Origin of the sequence: Bradyrhizobium sp. STM 3562 (assembly GCF_045571435.1) — a bacterium.
Taxonomy (GTDB): Bacteria; Pseudomonadota; Alphaproteobacteria; order Rhizobiales; family Xanthobacteraceae; genus Bradyrhizobium.
On the sequence record NZ_CP120694.1, the window covers coordinates 4,639,629 to 4,654,554 of the forward strand.

A 14,926-nucleotide genomic window follows, 5' to 3' on the forward strand; every position below is an offset into this window, starting at 1 on the left:
GATGGACGGGCTTTCAGGCAATGTTGGCGTTGCGTCTCTGGCAAAGATTTGCCAACCTTTCGATAAGGGGAACGGGCAAGGACTGACATCATGACTGCGACGCGGCCGCCGCGCGGCTCTGTGTTCCTCGTCGAAGACGAGGTCATGATCAGGATGATGGTCGCCGACATGCTTGAAGAGCTCGGCTACACCGTTGCGGCCGAGGCCGGCGAAATCAACGAGGCGATCCGGCTGGCGCAATCGACCTATTACGACCTCGCCATCCTTGACGTAAACGTGAACGGAAAGGTGATTTCTCCCGTCGCCGATCTGGTCAAGGCCCGCAACCGCCCCTTCATCTTCGCCACCGGCTACGGCTCCTCAGGCCTGCCGGAAGAATATCGCGACCGTCCTGCGCTGCAGAAGCCGTTTCAACTGGAGACGCTCGGCAAAGTGATCGACACCGCGCTGCGCAACGCACCGGCGTGACTAGGTCCGCCGGCTTTTCGGTACGTGCCGGCTTACTTTCGGATTTAATTTTCAAACAGCCGAAGGCTTGTCTCATTGCCGCAGCGGGGCCTCGTGGTTCGAGACGCGCGGCCTTGCCGCGCTCCTCGCGATGAGGGTCGCACCTGGCACCGCGCGTATAGCTTCTCCCGAGGAGCGCGTTCGAGCGCACGTCTCGAAGGATGGACACGGCGACGCTGCAGCCACGACTTCGCATCCTCGCGGCGCGATCCTCGCCCGAGTTTTGTCCATGATCACCCTCCGAGAAACAGAGGGCGCAGGGAAGACCGGGTGCTGGCTGCACCCATGGCCACCGCGCGAAAAGAGTTTGCGCAAAAGCGCGCGTTGACCGACAGGTTCAGCCGGAGCAGTCCGGCCTTCCCTGCGCAGTGGTTTACGGCTTACTTCGGGCTCTCCCCGGTGAACCAGCTTGTTGCCACCGTCGTAGGCCACGATGCGTCAGCATCGTTGCCAACTTAGCGCCTGCATGGGCGCGCCAGGACCACACGACTTCGCCGTCCGTGTCAGCCTCGTTCGTCTTGCGACGCCTTCACGTCCACCGCATCCTAAGCCCAACGTCCGTGACGATCGCGATACGTCCCTCGATTTCGGGCCGGGACGGCGCAAGCAAACATCAATTTCTGAAAAAACGAAAGAGCAATATTTCTCGCGCAAGATCTGGACAGCGCAAATCAGCCTGAAACGGCTCGCGAAATTGGCTTTTTGCGCCACGCGCCTTGCATGTGTCTCAAGGTCCTAGCCGTCACAAAAATCGCGCTGATCCCTACCCGTCGGGCGAATCTCGTCGACGCTTCGCGCGGGCGTGCCCCAGCTTTCCGCTACGCACATCTGAACCAACTCACCGCTTCTGTCTGGTCGGTGGGACTTGGGTATCGCCAGAGGCTGACGGGCGAGGCCGGCAGCGACCGCGAGCGCGAATTCATTCAAGCTGAGCGTGGGACCAACAACGCCCTGACCCCCGGGACCGGCTCATAAGCCATGGCTTCATCGATCTGATGGAAACTGAACTCCTTCCCGATCCTCGTTTTGAACAGCGGATCGTCGACCAATCCTTCGATCTCCTTCATTGCGGCGGCGAGGCGCTGCGGATCACTCACTGTGGCACTTTCGAGATTGGAAAATCTTCTCAGCGTCAGGTTCTTCTCCATGAGCAGCATCGTGGGTAGCGTGATCGGCACGGAGCCACCCAGGAAGCCGTAAATATAAATCGTCGAATTCATCGGAAGAATCGGCAAGATACGGCTGACAAGAGCACCGCCGACGCCGTCAAATACCGCGGTCGTTCCAAGCTGGGTGGTCAATTTGCCGAGCTCTGCTTCGAAATCATCTTGCCTCGTGAGGAGAACGTTTTCCACGCCATGCTGAATGAGTTCTTCGCGCGCCGACGCTGAGCGCACTAGGAAGATAGCGGGCACATTTCGCCGTCGCGTGAGAGAGGCCGCGATGTACCCGGTTGCCGAGTTTCCTGCCGTGACGATGATCCCTTTGTGCCCTTTGGCCTGGATCTCGGAGAGAAACGCGTAGACCGTGAGGATATTGGCAAACGATCCGCAATAGTCGCGCGCGCGGACATCGTCAGGCAGGATCAAGCAGCTTCTATAAGAAACCTGCGCCCTCTCGCACCAGAGCCCAATTGTGTCGGGGCTCCTGCTAATGGACTTATAGATCGCCACCTGCTTACCCAGGTATTCAGATGGCACGCCCGCCCCCACTGCTGCAACTTTGCCCGATCCATTCGCCCCATAAACATCGTGACCATCGGGCACAAAGCGGGTCGCCCCTGGCAACGGCCTCGTCAGAAAGAACTTATCACCATGGGTGATCGTCGCGGCATCCATGTCGACCAGGATGTGACCCGGAGGCGGTGCCTCCGGTGCTCGGATATCGCGCACCTCCAACGTGCGGCTCGATGTCACGCAAATCGCTTTCAAGGCAGTCCACCTTCCGCTCGGGTCAAGCGCGGGATTGCGGCACCCGAGCCGCATCACAGAAGGCGCAAGCCACGATAGATTTGCAAGTACGGAAATTTTTGTTAGTGCCCTACTCCATGAAAGCTCAAGCTCAATGTCCGGTGACCTTCACCTCTCGAGTCCTAGGAGGAAAATGGAAGGCAAGGATCGTCTGGGCGCTGCTTCGGAATGAAAATTTGCGCTTCTCCGAGGTGCGCAGGGCATGTCCTCCCATCAGCGACAGGATTCTTTCCAAAGAGCTGAAGGAACTTGAGGGCTGGGGTCTCATCTCGAGGCGCGAATACTCCACCATCCCACCTCACACTGAATACAGCCTGACAGACCTGGGACAGACGCTTCGCCCTTTGATGATGGCGATGGCGGAGTGGGGAGCGAAGACTCAGGAAACGGTGGTTGCTGCGTCGAAATAATGGATCACACGCCACGATCCCAATCGATGGGACTGCGGCTTTCTGCGAACGTATTTCCATCGCGCTCCTGCGAGACCATCCGCTCCCGCCGCTCGTGAGCAAATCCAATCAACGCGCCAGGTCCGGTGTCAGATGGCGCGTGGAAAGCCAGAACAGCAAGGCGGTGACACTGATCGCAGCGCCCAATGCGCATACGCCGATCCAGCCGGCGTGAGCATAGATAAGCGTCGAGACGACCGAGCCGGTGGCGCTGCCGATGGAGTAGAAGATCATGTAGCCGGCGGTGAGGCGGCTGCGCGCCTCGGGCCGCGTGCGAAGAATGAGGCTCTGATTGGCGACGTGAACCGATTGCAGGGCGAAATCCATGGCAATGACGCAGACGATCAGGCCCCACAGCGAATGATACAGGAGCGCAGCCGGCAGCCATGAGACGAGCATGATCGCGAGTGCGAGGCCGGTTATCCATTGCGCCCTGCCCCGATCTGCAAGATGGCCGGCGCTGGTCGCACCAACGGCGCCCATCGCGCCGGCAAGACCGAACAAGCCGACCTGCGTGTGGGACAGCGAGAACGGCGGCGCACTCAGCGGCAGCACCATGGGGGTCCACAGGACGGTCATGGTCGCAAAGATCAGCAAGGCGAGCACGGCGCGAATGCGCAACACTGGTTCCTGGACGAACAGCGTGAACACCGATCCGATCAGCTTCGGGTAGGACATGGAGGCGCCATACACGTCCTGCCGCGGCAGCAGTCTTGCGAGCACGGTCGCCACCACCAGCGTTGCGCCTGCCGAGGCAAGGTAGACCGATCGCCAGCCGAACAGGTCCGACAAGGTGCCGGAGATGGTGCGGGCAAGGAGAATCCCGATGATGATGCCGCTGGTGACGGTGCCCACTGCGCTGCCGCGCTGGCAAGGATGCGCCAGGGTCGCCGCATAGGCCACCAGGGTCTGGGTGACGACAGCGAGCAGGCCGACCGCCACCATTCCGGCAAGGAGAACCGTACTTGTCGGCGCCACGGCGACGGTGACGAGCGCCAACACCGAGAGAAGGGACTGGCCGACGATCAGGCGTCGCCGGTTCAGAAGATCGCCGAGCGGCACCAGCAGCAGGAGCCCCAGGCCATAGCCGACCTGGGTGACGCCGATGACGAGCCCGACCGTTGCGCGGCTCATGGCGAATTCGTCGGCCATCGTGTCGAGCAAGGGTTGGGCATAATAGACGTTAGCGACAGCGAGACCGCAGGCAACGGCAAACAGAAGTGCCACCCCGCGCGACAATGCGGCCGTCTCAGTCGACGCCGGCGTCGCGCCGCCGACGTTCTTCACCGCCCTACCCACAGCCGCGCCGGCTCCGCCTTCGATCTGCATCGACTGATTCCTTCTTAGTTTTAATTTGCAACCTACGGACGCGGAAAAATGCCCGACTTGTTGATCCTTCGCGCGCTCTCAGCTTGCGTGGAGTGCCATCAGGTCCGTTGGATGAAGGCCGAGATCAGCGTCGTGACATCGTCCGGAGCGTCCTCCAGGCAATAATGTCCGACGCCGGCGAGACGCTCGATCGGCGCGTGGGGAAAGAGCGCACTGAAGAGCGGCAGGAAATGTTCAGCCCGGAGCGTGCGATCGGCATCGCCCCAGATCGCGAGCGCGGGTTTCTGACGGATTGCGCGTTCGGCGCTAGCATCAGGCGTTTCGAACCTGTGGGCGCCGGTTGCAAAACCCTTGGCCCAGCCGATCGCGCCAAGGCAGTCCGCGGGATTCGCGAATGGCGCGCTATAGGCGGCAAGCCAAGCATCGGTGATGAGCGCATTGTTCTGAAAGCCGTTGAGCTTGAGCGTACTCAGGATGTTGAAGCCGAGTTGCCCGAGCACCGGCTCCAGAGTGCCGTCTGCCTCGGCTTTGGCGATCCATTGAAACCAGGGAGAGGTGCGTGCATTGACGGTGATACGGTCAACGAGATCGGCCTGGCCAAACGGCGTCGGTCCGTTGGTCGAGATGACGCGACGAATGCGGTCCGGATGCCGTGCGGCCAATCCCATCCCCACGGGACCACCGAAATCGTGCATGACGAGGGTGATGTCGCGCAGGTCGAGCGCGACGACGAACCGCTCGAGATTGTCGATGTGATCCTGCAGCCAATAACTGCGGTGCTGCGGAGTCTCGCTCTTCCCAAAGCCCATGTGATCGGGCACGACCACGCGGTGAGTCCTGCCGAGAACCGGAACGAGGTGGCGAAACAGATAGCCCCAGGTCGGCTCGCCATGCAGGCAAAGAACCACCTCACCGCCGCGCGGACCTTCGTCGACATAGTGCATCTGGAAGCCGGGCGCGCCGGTGAAATGCGGCGCGAAGGCAAAGGTGCCGTCGAACGTGGCATCGGATCGGATCATTGGGGTCCTCACAATTGTCAGACTAGGTTTCAAACTAAAACCATGCCTTGGCTATAACGCTTGAGGTTTTAGATTGCAACCATTATATCCGCGGGCAAGTAACCCGGGTCCGCCGGCGCTGTGCAGGACGAGGATGGAGGGCTGACCGCAATGGCGAAGAGAATAAGCCACAGGGATTCGCTCTGCGGCGTGGCGCGGCCGCTCGATGCGATCGGCGACTGGTGGTCGCTTCTGATTGTTCGCGACGCGTTCGACGGCTTGCGGCGTTTCGGGGAGTTCCAGAAGAACCTGGGACTTGCGAAGAACATTCTTTCAGCCCGTCTGCGCAACCTGGTCGCGCACGGGATCATGGATACCCTACCTGCCGCCGACGGAAGTCCTCACCAGGAATATGTGCTGACCGCAAAGGGCCGCGGCTTATTCCCCGTTCTTGTCGCGCTCCGGCAATGGGGTGAAGATTTCTTCTTTGAGCCTGACGAGACGCACGTCCTTCTCTTGGACAAGAAGACGTCCCTCCCCGTGCGAAAGCTTGAACTGCGTGCCCATGACGGGCGCATCCTCGGCCCGGAAGACACCTTCGTGCGTATGCCGCCGCGTCCGGCTAAACAGACCAAACGCTAACCTACTTGCCTCGGAGGCTCACCTCTTCCCAGCGGGGAGAGGTCGGATTGCGCGTGGTGATGCGAAGCATCGTCCAGAGCAATCCGGGTCAGGGCTGCAGCGCTCAATGGAGACCGGAATCCCGCACACACGACTTCCGGAGTCACTCGGACGCGCGGGCCTCACCAGGCGCCACCCAGCTCGATCGCGCAGCAGTCAAAAACCTCTGTGTCGAGCTGTGCCTTGCGTGTGGCGCGAAATTCTCCGAAAAGCGCAGCTCCCCCATAGGCACGCGCCGCTAACCTCACGGCCCGTTTGCGCGCGGAGCCCCATTGAACCCGCCCAAATTCCGATCCGCCGCCTTCCGAAGATAAACGACATGACGAAGCCCGCCCGATTCTGCGCTGCCAAGCCGCGTCTCTATCACGCGCCATCCTCCTACTATTCGATGATCGCACGGCTCGCGCTCGCCGAAGGCGGCATCGCCTATGAGCCCGTCTTCATCGATATCCATTACAGGGCGAGCCAGCAGCAGCCGGATTATGTGCGGCTCAATCCCAACATGACCGTGCCCACACTCGTGCTGCCAGACCGCATCCTCGATCAGAGCCGCGATATCGCCGAATATGCGCTCGGTGTCAGCGAAGGACGGCTGGATAGCGAGACCAAAGCCTGGGTCGACCTCCACTACGCCTATCCGATCGAAGAACTGACCTTCGGCGGGATTCTCGCCCGCAATCCCCTGGCGCGGATCATGATCCCGCGGCAGCTCAAGGCCGCGCATCGCCGCCTGCTGACGCGCGCCGCCGAAAACCCTGACCTCGCAGATATCTATGAGGCGCGCGCTGCGGTCTTCGCCGAGCGCGTCCGCATCTTCGATCCCGACGCTGTCGTGCGGCTTTCGCAGCAGCGCCGCAATGAAGCGGTCGGCCTGATGGATCGGCTGGAGCGGACGCTTTCCGATAGCCGCGCGGTGATCGTGCCGCCCGCCTATGGCCTTGCCGATGTGGTCTTTACTGCATTGCTCGCGCGCATGGAATTTGCCGGTCTGGGCGAGCGGATTCCACAGCGGCCGGCGCTTGCACGCTATTGGCGCGCTATGCAGGCGCGCCCAAGCTTTGCCGCTGCGGACATCTGGACCAAGCTCCATGTCTTGCGCCTGATCGGCGGGATCCTGGGCATCGCCAGAGGATGACGGGCGACGCCGCCCGAAACCGCACTAGGGTCCAGACTCATTAAATCCACCATACAAGAGCTGCGGCAAGGCAGACGGAGGCCAAGTAGTTGCGTGCCAGCTTGTCATAACGGGTCGCGATGCGCCTGAAGTCCTTCAGTCTGTTGAAGGCGCTCTCGATGCGCCAGCGGAGCTTGTAGAGGCGCTTGTTGAAGCTAAACAGTCGTACCCTGTTGCTGCGGTTTGGAATGACCGGCTTGGTTCCGCGCTCGTCCAGGTTCTCGCGTAATTCATCGCCGTCGTAGGCGGTGTCGCCGAGCATATGCTTCGGCGGCTTTACTCTGCGGATCAGGCGCTTGGCGATCGGGTAGTCGTGCGCCTCGCCTCCAGTCAGCAGGATGGCGATCAGCCGCCCCTTAGCATCTGCGAGTGCGTGTATCTTCGTGTTGCGCCCTCCACGCGAGCGGCCAATAGCCTGCTTTTGCTCCCCCTTTTTCCGCCCGCTGCCGAGCGATGCGCTTTGACATGCGTGGAGTCGATCATTTGCATCTCCATTGCGCGACCCTGGCCGGCAAGCTCACGGAATAGGTTTTCCCAGACCCCACGTCGTGCCCAGCGCACAAAGCGATTGTAGATCGTCGTCGCAGGACCATATTCGGGCGGGCAATCGCACCAGCGGCAACCACTTTTCAGCACATGAACAATGCCACTGATGACGCGGCGATCATCTGCACGCTCGACACCACGGACATCCGTCGGCAGATGGGGTTCAATCCGCCCCCACTGTTCGTCGCTCAGCCAAAATAGATTCTTGCGCACGATCCCAGCCCCTTCCAAAAACGAATCAGGATCGTATTGTCAGCGCAAAGAAATTAATGAGTTCTGACCCTAATCTGTCCCGCCGGGGCAGATCATTTCAACGCCTCGCCCAGCTCGGCGGAGAACGCTTCATCCGTGCGGTTCAGCCGCAGCGGGGTCACTGAGACGTAACGCGCGGCGAGGGCGGCGAGATCAGTGCCCTCCTCCGGCGCGTCCATCATCGCCGTGCGCTCAAAACCGATCCAGAAGTAGGGATTGCCCCGGCCATCGCGGCGCTGATCCACTTTCAGGAAGCCGAGATTGCGCTTGCCCTGGCGCGTGACCCGTATGCCCGCAACGTCTTCCGGCGCGCACGCAGGAAAGTTGATGTTGATCACGGTATTGTTCGGCACGCCGGCCGCGATCACCTTGCGGATGATGTCGGGCGCGAATTGCAGCGCGGTGTCCCACAACGGTCTTTCGCGCGTCTCGGCTGAAAATTCCTGCGACAGCGCGAATGACGGCAGGCCCAGGATGGTGCCCTCCAGCGCGCCGGCAATGGTGCCGGAATAAACCACGTCCTCCGCGACGTTGCGACCCTTGTTGACGCCGGACAGCACGACCTCAGGCAGCTTCGGCAAAAGAATGTGCCGTGCGCCCATGATGACGCAGTCGGTCGGCGTGCCGCGTACGGCAAAGTGGCGTTCCGTCACCTCGCGCAGCCGCAAGGGATCGTTCAATGACAACGAATGCGACACGCCGGACTGGTCGAGTTCAGGTGCGACCACCCACACGTCATCGGACAATGCGCGGGCGATCTGCTCGACGACTTTCAGTCCCTGGGCGTGAATGCCGTCGTCGTTCGTGCAGAGAATTCGCATTCAGCCAAGAGTCCTTATTCGATCAATTAGCAAATCTTTCGGTCTTGTCTTATCCGCTGGATACCCCTGAGGCAAACTCTTCCAAGCCGCGGCGCGCGGCAGCAGCTATTGCGCCGCGATCACCTTGAGCCCGCCCATATAGGGCTGCAGCACGTCGGGGATCGCGATCGAGCCGTCTTCCTGCTGATAGGTTTCCATGACCGCGATCAGCGCGCGGCCGACCGCGGTACCGGAGCCGTTCAGCGTGTGCACGAAGCGCGGCTTGCCGTCGCTGCCGCGGTAGCGCGCATCCATGCGGCGCGCCTGGAAATCGCCGCAGACCGAGCAGCTCGAGATTTCGCGGAAGGCACCGCCGTCGCCCTGCCCCGGCATCCAGACCTCGATGTCGTAGGTCTTCTGCGAGGAAAAGCCCATGTCGCCCGTGCACAGCGTCATCACGCGGTAGTGCAGGTCGAGCTGGCGCAGCACCTCTTCGGCGCAGGCGAGCATGCGCTCGTGCTCGTCCTTGCTGGTTTCAGGCGTGGTGATCGAGACCAGTTCCACCTTCGTGAACTGATGCTGGCGGATCATGCCGCGGGTGTCGCGCCCGGCCGCGCCCGCCTCGGCGCGGAAGCACGGCGTCAGCGCCGTGAGCCGCATCGGCAATTGCCTTTCGTCGAGGATGCTTTCGCGCACGAGATTGGTGAGCGAGACTTCGGCGGTCGGGATCAGGCCGAGGCGTTCGCTGCGCAGCCGCTCATCGGGGCTCGCCAGGAGTTCACCCTTGATCGCCCAGAACTGATCGTCCTCGAATTTCGGCAACTGGCCGGTGCCGAACATCACTTCGTTCCGCACGAGCAGGGGCGGATTGATCTCGGTGTAGCCATGCTCGTTGGTGTGCAGGTCGAGCATGAACTGGCCGATGGCGCGTTCGAGGCGCGCCAGGCCCTTCTTGAGGACCACGAAGCGCGCGCCCGACAATTTGGCTGCAGTCTCGAAATCCATGTGACCGAGCGCGCCGCCGAGATCGTCATGCGCCTTCGGTGTGAATGCATAATTGCGCTTGTTGCCGAAGACGTGGCGCTGCACATTGCCGTGCTCGTCGAGGCCATCAGGCACCTCGGCGAGCGGCAGGTTCGGTATCGCGGCCAGCGCCTCCCGCAATTCGTCGTCGGTGGCTTTGGCGGCCGCCTCGAGCTCCGGCAGCGTGACCTTGAGCTTTGAGACCTCATCCATCAGCGCCGCCGCGCGCGCCTCGTCCTTCGCTTTCTTGGCGTCGCCGATTTCCTTGGACGCCGCATTGCGCCGCGCCTGCGCCTGTTCGGACGCCAGGATCGCCGCGCGGCGCTTCTCGTCGATCGCCAGCAGAGAGGCCGACAGCGGCTCAAGCCCGCGGCGCTTCAAGGCTGCGTCAAAGGCCTCCGGGTTTTCGCGAATCCATTTGATGTCGTGCATGGCAATGTCGTCCTAAGGCGTCGCGCCGCGAAATTTCAACATATCTGTTGACAGTCTACGGCGCGTACTAGCATGGCCGTCATCGCCCGCGAAAGCGGGCGATCCAGTATTCCAGAGGCGATAGCGATCCGATCGAGAGGCCGCGACGGACTGGATACCCCGCATGCGCGGGGTACGCTGGTGGTGACTGGGACGTGCCCTTATTCCGCGGGGTTGGCGGCTGGCGGTGTCGGCGTCGTGGCGGCCTGTGCGGCGGCCTTCTTTTCCACCATGCGCACGGCGATGATAGAGCCTTCGTAGAGCAGAAGCAGCGGGATCGCGAGCGAGGATTGGCTCAGCACGTCCGGCGGCGTCAGCACGGCGGCGATGATGAAGGCGATGACGATGAAATAGCGGCGCTTGCTGCGCAGCATCTCGGAGGTGATGATGCCGATCCGACCGAGCAGCGTCAGGATCACCGGAAGCTGGAACGCGATGCCGAAGGCGAAGATCAGCGACATCATCAGCGACAGATATTCGCCGACCTTGGGCAGGAGCGCGATCTGTGCGGTCTCGGCCCCTGCGGCCTGCTGCATGCCGAGCGAAAAGCGGATCAGCATCGGCAGCACGACGAAATAGACCAGCATGGCGCCGAGCACGAAAAAGATCGGGGTCGCGATCAGATAGGGCAGAAACGCGCTGCGTTCGTGCCGATAGAGGCCCGGCGCAACGAATTTGTAGATCTGGGTCGCGACGATCGGGAACGAGATGAAGCCGGCACCGAACAGCGCGAGCTTGAGCTGGGTGATGAAGTACTCCAGCAGCGCCGTGTAGATGAACTTCGAGTTCTCCGGCCCCGCCACCCAGACGAACGGCCAGACCAGGACATTGTAGATCTGCTTGGCGAAGAAAAAGCAGAAGATGAAGGCCACGCCGAAGCCGAGCAGCGACTTGATCAGGCGCGAGCGCAGCTCGATCAAATGATCAAGCAACGGTGCCTTGCTGGCCTCGATGTCGGCATCGGTCATGACGCTTTGGCGTCCTTCAGTCCGTCGGAAGCAGCCGGTGCCTGTTCCGCCACCGCGGTGGGCTCGTTCTCGCTGACGACGGCGAGCGGCTCGCTGGCCGCGTGGGTTTCGGCTTCGACAAAGGTCTGCGGCGCCGGCGCTTCCGGCGCCGTCGGGGTCACTGGCGGCTCGACGGCAGGCGGAGCCTCCGTCGCCTCTGCAGGCTTGTCCGTGGGCTTGTCGAGGTCGTCAATGCGCAGCGAGCTCGAGACGTCCTTCTCCAGCGAGGAGAGCAGATTACGACCGGAGAAGCCGCTGGCGGCGTCGCGCACCTCGTCGAAGCTCTTCTTAAGGTCAGCCATCTCGGCCTCGCGCAGCGCTTCCTGAAACTGGCTCTGGAATTCGGCGGCCATCTTGCGCGCCTTGCCCATCCATTGCCCGACCGTGCGCAGGACCCCCGGCAGCTCCTTCGGGCCGATGGCAATCAGCGCGACAACTGCGATGAGGACAAATTCACTCCACCCGATGTCGAACATCAAACTTTCCGCTCACGCGAAACTATCTTGCCCCGCAGCAGAGGCCGGGGGGCCGACCGCGCTCTCCTCGACGTCCGGTCAGACAGCCTTGCTGCCGATATCCGAGCGAGCCGCCGTCGGTTGGCCCGCATTGTGATCGATGCTCTTCATCGGCTCAGGCTTCTCGGCAGTCTTCTCGTCGTCCTGCATGCCCTTCTTGAAAGCCTTGATGCCCTGCGCGACGTCGCCCATCAGGTCCGAAATCTTGCCGCGCCCAAACAGCAGGAGGACGACTGCGATCACGACGATCCAGTGCCAAATACTAAGCGAACCCATCCTGCAACCTCCAAAACACGAAACGGCCGGCACCCGGCCTGATCTTGCCGCAAACGTAGGCTTGGCGGGTGTCAAAAACAAGGACTTCGGGTGCGTTAAATCGCGGCCGAAGCTCGGCTATTTGCGCTACCGTTAACCTACGGGGATGGTGCCTTGAACTCCAAACCATCTCCGTCATCCCCGCGCAAACGGCTGCGCCGTTTGTCGCTGGAGGTGCTTGCGAAGCAAGCCTCGAAGGATGACGGATCAGCAGGGCTGTCCAGCTCTGCGAGTTACTGCGTCGCTACGCCGCGTCTCCGCCCTCGCCGCCCCCGCTCTCCGGTTCGGGCGCGGGCGCCAGCGTGAGTTCCAGATCGCCCGGCTCGAGTGGATCTTCGTCCTCGCGCAGCGTCGGATCATCCGATGGCGTCGGAACGGTAAAGCCGGTCGGCAGGCGCGTATCCAGCATGCCGGTACCCTTGAGCTCCTCCAGGCCCGGCAGGTCGCTGAGCGCCTCCAGGCTGAATTGCGACAGGAACGCTTCCGTGGTCCCGAACGTCAGGGGACGGCCCGGCGTCTTGCGGCGGCCGCGCGGCCGGATCCATCCGGTCTCCAAAAGCACGTCCAGTGTCCCCTTGGAGGTGACCACGCCGCGGATTTCCTCGATCTCGGCCCGCGTCACCGGCTGGTGATAGGCGACGATCGCCAGCACCTCAATCGCCGCGCGCGACAGCCGCCGCGTCTCGGTGCTTTCGCGTGTCATCAACCAGGCGAGGTCGCCGGCGGTGCGGAAGGTCCACTTGTTGGCGATGCGCACCAGATTGACGCCGCGGGGGGCGTAATCCGCCTGGAGCTGCGCCAGCGCAGCCTTGACGTCGACGCCCTCAGGCATGCGTTTGGCGAGCGTTGCCGTGTCGAGCGGTTCCGAGGAGGCGAACAGCAGCGCTTCCAGCAGCCGCAATTCCTCGGGCCGCGCCTGCGGATCCGCGACAGGCTCCTCGGCGATGGCTTCGCGTTTTTCCGCCAAGCTGGCCATGGCTGGGTCTCCTTCTTCCAACACTTAACTACTCGGCCGTCATATCCGGCACGGGTTCAGCAGCCGGCGGCTGCGGCGGGCGTTTGCGAAAGAAAATCGGCGCGAACGCCTCTTTCTGGTTCAGTTCCAGTTGCCCCTCGCGCACAAGTTCGAGCGCCGCCGCAAAGCTGGAGGCAAAGACGGTGGCGCGTTGCGAGGGTTCGGCAACGTAGCGAACCAAATATTCGTCGAGACAGCCCCAATCCTCGGATTCGGGCAAGCCGATCAGCCGCTCCAGCGATGCGCGCGCTTCCGCAAGCGACCACACGGTGCGCCTGGCCAGATGCACCGATGCCAGCACCCCTTGCTGGCGCTGCGTCGCGTAGGCCGTGAGCAAGTCGTATAGGGTTGCGGTGTATTTGGGATGGCGAATCTCGGCGATGGCCTCGGGATTGCCGCGCGGAAAGATGTCGCGCTGCAATTGCGGCCGGTTCATCAGGCGGTTGGCCGCCTCGCGGATCGCCTCGAGCCGGCGCAGCCGGTTGGCCAGCGCCGTCGCCATCTCCTCGGCGCTCGGCCCGTCCGGTACCGCCGGCTCCGGCAACAATAGCCGCGATTTCAGGAAGGCAAGCCAGGCCGCCATCACGAGATAGTCGGCCGCGAGCTCAAGGCGGACCTTTCGCGCCTCCTCGATGAACTGCAGATACTGGTCGGCCAGCGCCAGGATCGAGATCTTGTGAAGATCGACTTTCTGTTGGCGCGCGAGCGCGAGCAGGAGATCGAGCGGGCCCTCATAGCCCTCGACGTCGACCACCAGTGCCGGCTCGCCTTCGGCCAGTTCGGTTGGCCGGCCGGTCTCAAAGGACAGGATTTCCGCGCTCATGCGCCAGCTATTCCCGCTCGCTCAATCAATGCATCCAGTTCGGCCCGCGCCGCTTGCCGATCGAACGGCTGCGGCGCCTTGCGCGACGACAACGCGCGCCTTGCGCGCTGCTGGGCCGGGCCCGACAGTTCGGGCGTCATCCGGGCAACGTCGCGCATCTCCTCGAGCTTGCCGTTGCAATGCAGGACCATGTCGCATCCGGCGGCGATGATCGCAGCCGTCCGCTCGGCAATCGATCCCGCCAGCGCATTCATAGACACGTCATCACTCATCAACAGACCTTGGAACCCAATCACGCCGCGAATCACCCGTTCGACCATTGTCGCAGAAGTCGTCGCCGGATGGGCGGAGTCGAAGACGCTAAACACAACATGTGCTGTCATCGCCATTGGCAGGTCCGAAAGCGGCCGAAAAGCCGCAAAATCGGTGCGTTCCAGCTCACTTTCGGCCGTATCGACCACCGGAAGCTTAAAATGGGTATCGGCCGTCGCCCGTCCATGGCCCGGGATATGTTTCAGGACCGGTAAAATACCACCCTGCTCCAGTCCCTCGGTCACCGCCCGCGCGATGGCCGCGACCTTGCCGGGCTCGGTCCCGTAGGCGCGGTTGCCGATCACCGCATCGGCACCGGCGACCGGCACATCGGCGAGCGGCAGGCAGTCCACGCTGACGCCGAGCTGATGCAGATCGTCCGCAATGAGCCGTGCGCTCAGCCGCGCCGCTTTCAGCCCGAGCTCCTCGTCGATGTCATAGAGCCGGCCGAACAGCGCGCCAGCCGGATAAACCGGCCAGTGCGGCGGGCCCAAGCGGGCGACACGGCCGCCCTCCTGGTCGATCAGGACAGGCGCGTCGGGCCCGCCCAGACAGTTGCGCAATTCCCTAACCAGATGAGAGACTTGCCTGGGAGTCTCGACGTTTCGCTTGAACAGGATGAAGCCCCACGGGCGTTCCGCCGCGATGAAAGCGCGTTCGGCCTCGCTGAGTTCGGTTCCGGCAACGCCGGTGATGAACGCTTTCGTCATGACCGGCCGATTAGCCCGCTGCCGATCAA

Annotated in this window: 16 protein-coding genes; 4 read left to right on the forward strand and 12 right to left on the reverse strand. The window is 62.5% G+C overall.

Features of this window, described 5'->3' with window-relative positions:
* Window positions 1-90: 90 nt before the first annotated feature.
* Entirely contained in the window at window positions 91-468 is a 378-nt protein-coding gene (locus P6U23_RS21560; RefSeq protein WP_407174609.1) for a response regulator, read from the forward strand.
* A gap of 962 nt (window positions 469-1,430) precedes the next feature.
* Here P6U23_RS21560 and P6U23_RS21565 read toward each other — a convergent pair.
* A complete protein-coding gene (locus tag P6U23_RS21565; RefSeq protein ID WP_407181536.1) occupies window positions 1,431-2,399 on the reverse strand; it encodes a zinc-binding dehydrogenase in 969 nt (322 codons plus the stop codon).
* A gap of 17 nt (window positions 2,400-2,416) precedes the next feature.
* On the opposite strand from P6U23_RS21565, the gene P6U23_RS21570 reads away from it, so the two are divergent.
* The gene (locus tag P6U23_RS21570; protein ID WP_407174610.1) at window positions 2,417-2,887 is read left to right on the forward strand and encodes a winged helix-turn-helix transcriptional regulator; all 471 of its coding nucleotides are present in this window, start codon (window positions 2,417-2,419) and stop codon (window positions 2,885-2,887) included.
* A 108-nt stretch (window positions 2,888-2,995) separates the two neighbouring features.
* On the opposite strand, the gene P6U23_RS21575 is transcribed toward P6U23_RS21570, so the two are convergent.
* Complete coding sequence (locus P6U23_RS21575; protein WP_407174611.1) at window positions 2,996-4,255, reverse strand: MFS transporter; 1,260 nt, start codon at window positions 4,253-4,255, stop codon at window positions 2,996-2,998.
* Window positions 4,256-4,353: 98 nt separating this feature from the next.
* Window positions 4,354-5,274, reverse strand: coding sequence for an alpha/beta fold hydrolase (locus P6U23_RS21580; protein WP_407174612.1), 921 nt, complete (start codon window positions 5,272-5,274; stop codon window positions 4,354-4,356).
* Between the two features lie 150 nt (window positions 5,275-5,424).
* Between P6U23_RS21580 and P6U23_RS21585 the strand changes: the two genes are divergently transcribed.
* Together P6U23_RS21585 and P6U23_RS21590 are read left to right on the forward strand one after the other, a co-directional pair.
* Window positions 5,425-5,895 (forward strand): winged helix-turn-helix transcriptional regulator, encoded by a 471-nt coding sequence (locus tag P6U23_RS21585; RefSeq protein ID WP_407181537.1) that lies wholly within the window; start codon window positions 5,425-5,427, stop codon window positions 5,893-5,895.
* A gap of 358 nt (window positions 5,896-6,253) precedes the next feature.
* A complete protein-coding gene (locus tag P6U23_RS21590; protein WP_407174613.1) occupies window positions 6,254-7,069 on the forward strand; it encodes a glutathione S-transferase family protein in 816 nt (271 codons plus the stop codon).
* A gap of 40 nt (window positions 7,070-7,109) precedes the next feature.
* On the opposite strand, the gene P6U23_RS21595 is transcribed toward P6U23_RS21590, so the two are convergent.
* The 9 genes from P6U23_RS21595 to nagZ all read right to left on the reverse strand — a co-directional run bounded on the left by P6U23_RS21595 (window position 7,110) and on the right by nagZ (window position 14,897).
* Window positions 7,110-7,867, reverse strand: a protein-coding gene (locus P6U23_RS21595) for an IS5 family transposase (RefSeq protein ID WP_407174614.1) whose coding sequence is annotated in 2 segments (ribosomal slippage) — window positions 7,110-7,508 and window positions 7,511-7,867 — 756 coding nt in all. Because the reading frame shifts where the segments join, the coding sequence is not laid out codon by codon here.
* A gap of 92 nt (window positions 7,868-7,959) precedes the next feature.
* Window positions 7,960-8,727, reverse strand: a complete 768-nt coding sequence (gene surE, locus P6U23_RS21600; protein ID WP_407174615.1) for a 5'/3'-nucleotidase SurE — start codon at window positions 8,725-8,727, stop codon at window positions 7,960-7,962.
* A 105-nt stretch (window positions 8,728-8,832) separates the two neighbouring features.
* Window positions 8,833-10,161, reverse strand: a complete 1,329-nt coding sequence (gene serS / locus P6U23_RS21605) for a serine--tRNA ligase (protein WP_407174616.1) — start codon at window positions 10,159-10,161, stop codon at window positions 8,833-8,835.
* Between the two features lie 200 nt (window positions 10,162-10,361).
* Window positions 10,362-11,168: a twin-arginine translocase subunit TatC gene (gene tatC / locus P6U23_RS21610; RefSeq protein ID WP_407174617.1), complete on the reverse strand. Its 807-nt coding sequence runs from the start codon at window positions 11,166-11,168 to the stop codon at window positions 10,362-10,364.
* Complete coding sequence (gene tatB, locus P6U23_RS21615) at window positions 11,165-11,683, reverse strand: Sec-independent protein translocase protein TatB (RefSeq protein ID WP_407174618.1); 519 nt, start codon at window positions 11,681-11,683, stop codon at window positions 11,165-11,167. The genes tatC and tatB overlap by 4 nt, the downstream gene beginning before the upstream one ends.
* Window positions 11,684-11,761: 78 nt before the next feature.
* Window positions 11,762-11,998 carry a twin-arginine translocase TatA/TatE family subunit gene (locus P6U23_RS21620; protein WP_407174619.1) on the reverse strand — a complete coding sequence of 79 codons (237 nt, stop codon included), beginning with the start codon at window positions 11,996-11,998 and terminating at the stop codon, window positions 11,762-11,764.
* Window positions 11,999-12,281: 283 nt separating this feature from the next.
* Complete coding sequence (gene scpB / locus P6U23_RS21625) at window positions 12,282-13,013, reverse strand: SMC-Scp complex subunit ScpB (protein WP_407174620.1); 732 nt, start codon at window positions 13,011-13,013, stop codon at window positions 12,282-12,284.
* A gap of 28 nt (window positions 13,014-13,041) precedes the next feature.
* Window positions 13,042-13,875: a segregation and condensation protein A gene (locus P6U23_RS21630; protein ID WP_407174621.1), complete on the reverse strand. Its 834-nt coding sequence runs from the start codon at window positions 13,873-13,875 to the stop codon at window positions 13,042-13,044.
* On the reverse strand, window positions 13,872-14,897 hold the full coding sequence (gene nagZ, locus P6U23_RS21635; RefSeq protein WP_407174622.1) for a beta-N-acetylhexosaminidase: 1,026 nt from the start codon (window positions 14,895-14,897) through the stop codon (window positions 13,872-13,874). The genes P6U23_RS21630 and nagZ overlap by 4 nt, the downstream gene beginning before the upstream one ends.
* Window positions 14,898-14,926 lie beyond the last annotated feature (29 nt).